At 73.6% G+C, this 2,663-nt stretch carries 4 protein-coding genes; all 4 read left to right on the top strand.

Translation table 11 applies throughout. The annotated features are described in order from the left end of the window. On the top strand, window positions 1-533 hold a 533-nt coding region (locus ACE3Q3_RS23845), incomplete at its 5' end, for a copper chaperone PCu(A)C (RefSeq protein WP_374450268.1). After that, entirely contained in the window at window positions 530-1,150 is a 621-nt protein-coding gene (locus ACE3Q3_RS23840) for an SCO family protein (RefSeq protein WP_374450265.1), read from the top strand. The genes ACE3Q3_RS23845 and ACE3Q3_RS23840, both read left to right, overlap by 4 nt. A gap of 82 nt (window positions 1,151-1,232) precedes the next feature. Next, window positions 1,233-1,721: a tripartite tricarboxylate transporter TctB family protein gene (locus ACE3Q3_RS23835; RefSeq protein WP_374450263.1), complete on the top strand. Its 489-nt coding sequence runs from the start codon at window positions 1,233-1,235 to the stop codon at window positions 1,719-1,721. Further along, a partial coding sequence (locus ACE3Q3_RS23830; protein ID WP_374450261.1) for a tripartite tricarboxylate transporter permease occupies window positions 1,709-2,663 on the top strand: 955 nt, incomplete at its 3' end. The genes ACE3Q3_RS23835 and ACE3Q3_RS23830, both read left to right, overlap by 13 nt.

Here is a 2,663-nt window from a genome sequence, read left to right as displayed (position 1 = left end):
TCGGCGAGATCCTGCGCATGGCTTTCGAGGGCCAGCAGCGGTACGCGATCCGCGGCACGCCGTCCTTCGTCATCGACGGCAAGGTCCATGCCGGCGTCCTGTCCTTCGAGCGGTTCGCCCAGATCGTTCGGCCGCTCCTGCCGGCGGTCACGGTGGCCGACGCCTGGACCCGGGCCGCGGGCGCCGGGCGAACCGGCGCCGGCTACATGACGCTGCGCAACCGCGGAGCGGCCCCGGACCGGCTGCTGTCGGCCGCATCCCCGGCCGCGCGGGCGGTCGAGCTGCACGCGATGGCGATGGACGGGGGTGTCATGCGGATGCGTCCGGCGCCGGCCGCGGAAATCCCGGCGGGCGGCGAGCTGCGCCTGGCGCCGGGTGGCCTGCACCTGATGCTGGTCGACCTCGCGGCGCCGCTCGCGGCCGGCGGCGAGGTGCCGGTGACGCTGCGCTTCGAGCGGACGGGCGAAGTCCCCGCCCGGCTCTCCGTGCTGCCGCCCGGTGCCCGCGGGCCGGCGCCGGGGGGCGCGGATTGAGCCCGCTTCGCCGCGTCGTCCTGCTGCTCTGGGCGGCCGCCGCCGTCGCCGGCCTGCTCGCGGTGACGGTCTTCGGCGACCGCCTCCTCGGCGATGCGCCGGCGCCGGCCGTCGCGATGCGCCGGGCCCTGCCGGGGGGCGATTTCACGATGGCCGACCATCGCGGCCGCACCTTCACCCAGGCCGATCTCCGCGGCCGCCCGAGCCTCGTCTTCTTCGGCTTCACCCACTGTCCGGACGTCTGCCCGACGACGCTCTCGGACATGAGCGGCTGGCTCGCCGACCTCGGCGGCGACGCCGACCGCTTGGCGGCGGTGTTCGTCTCCGTCGATCCGGACCGCGACACGCCCGAGGTGCTGCGGCCGTACATGGAGCCGTTCGACCCGCGCATCCGCGCGCTGACCGGCACGGCGGCGGAGCTGCAGGCGACGGCGGCGCACTTCGGCGCCGCCTATCGACGGGTCGAGACGTCCGGGGCCGGCGGCTACACCATGGACCACACGGCGCTGGTCTACATGCTCGATGCCGGCGGCCGGTTCTTCGGCACCGTCGACTTCCACGAGGAACGCGCGATCGCGATCGCGAAGCTGCGCCGCCTCCTGGCCGAAGGGAGCTAGGGCGGCCCCTTCCGCTCGCCGGCGCGAGCGGGTAGAAGCGCCCCTTGGGGGAGACGAGGGGGCAAGGGGGCCCGAACCGGCCATGAGCGCAGAGACTTCCGATCCGGGGCCGGCCGGCCCGCTGCGCGCCCGGCTCGCGTCGCGCGACGTGCTGGCCGGCGTCCTGTTCCTGGCGCTCGGCCTCGCCGGCCTGTGGCTCAACGAGTACCGGGTCGGGCAGGCGGCACGGATGGGCCCCGGCTACATGCCGATGCTGGTCTTCGGCGGCCTCACCGCGATGGGCGGGTTCGTGGCGGCGGTGGGGCTCGTCCGGCCGGGGCCGCCGGTCGAGCGGGTGGCGATCGTCGCCCTGATCTGGATTCTGGCCGCGCTCGCCGTCTTCGCGCTCACCATCGAGCGGCTGGGCCTGATGGTGGCGACCGTCCTGCTGGTGGCGGTGGCGAGCCTCGCCGGCCATGTCGGGAAGCCGCTGCGGGTGCTGGCGCTCGCCGTCGGCCTCGCGGTCTTCTCGCTCGCGGTCTTCGTCTGGGGCCTCGGGGTCACGATACGGGTATGGCCATGGACGTTCTGAGCGGCCTCTGGTTCGGGCTCGGCGTCGCCCTCGAGCCGGCCAACATCGGCTTCTGCTTCATCGGCGCGCTGCTCGGCACGCTGATCGGCGTGCTGCCCGGCGTCGGCCCGGTCGCCACCATCGCCCTCTTGTTGCCGATCACCTTCGGCCTGCCGGCGACCTCCGCCGTCATCATGCTGGCGGGCATCTTCTACGGCGCCCAGTACGGCGGCTCGACGACCGCCATCCTCATCAAGCTGCCGGGTGAGACCTCGTCGGTCGTCACCACCCTCGACGGCTACGCCATGGCGCAGCAGGGGCGAGGCGGGGCTGCGCTGGCGACGGCGGCCCTCGGCTCGTTCTTCGCCGGCACGGTGGCGACCCTCTTCATCGCCGTCGCCGGCCCGATCCTGACCTCGGTCGCGCTCAGCTTCTCCTCGGCGGAGTACTTCTCGCTGATGGTGCTGGGCCTGATCGCCTCGGTGGTGCTGGCGCACGGATCGGTCCCCAAGGCGGTCGCCATGATCTTCGTCGGTCTGGCGATCGGGCTGGTCGGCACCGACGTCAATTCGGGCGAGCTGCGCTACGCCTTCGACATCCAGGAACTGTCCGACGGCATCGGCTTCGTGCCGGTCGTGCTCGGCCTCTTCGGCGTCTCCGAGGTCGTCCGCAACCTCGAGACCTCGGACTGGCGGACCGCCCGCATCTCGGCGATCAGCCGTCTGTGGCTGTCGCGCGAGGAGTTCCGGCAGGCCGGGCCGGCGTCCCTGCGCGGCACGCTGCTGGGGTCCTTCCTGGGCGTCCTGCCGGGTGGCGGCGCCTCGCTCGCCGCCTTTGCCGCCTACGGGCTCGAGAAGAAGCTGGCGAAGGAGCCGGGACGGTTCGGCAAGGGCGCCATCGAGGGCGTGGCGGCGCCGGAATCGGCCAACAACGCCGCCGCCCAGACCTCCTTCATCCCGCTCC

The sequence above is a fragment of the Allostella sp. genome (genome assembly GCF_041913585.1).
In the GTDB taxonomy this organism is placed as follows: Bacteria; Pseudomonadota; Alphaproteobacteria; order ATCC43930; family Allostellaceae; genus Allostella.
The sequence above is the reverse complement of the archived record's forward strand: the minus strand, read 5'-3'. Positions and strand labels throughout refer to the sequence as shown.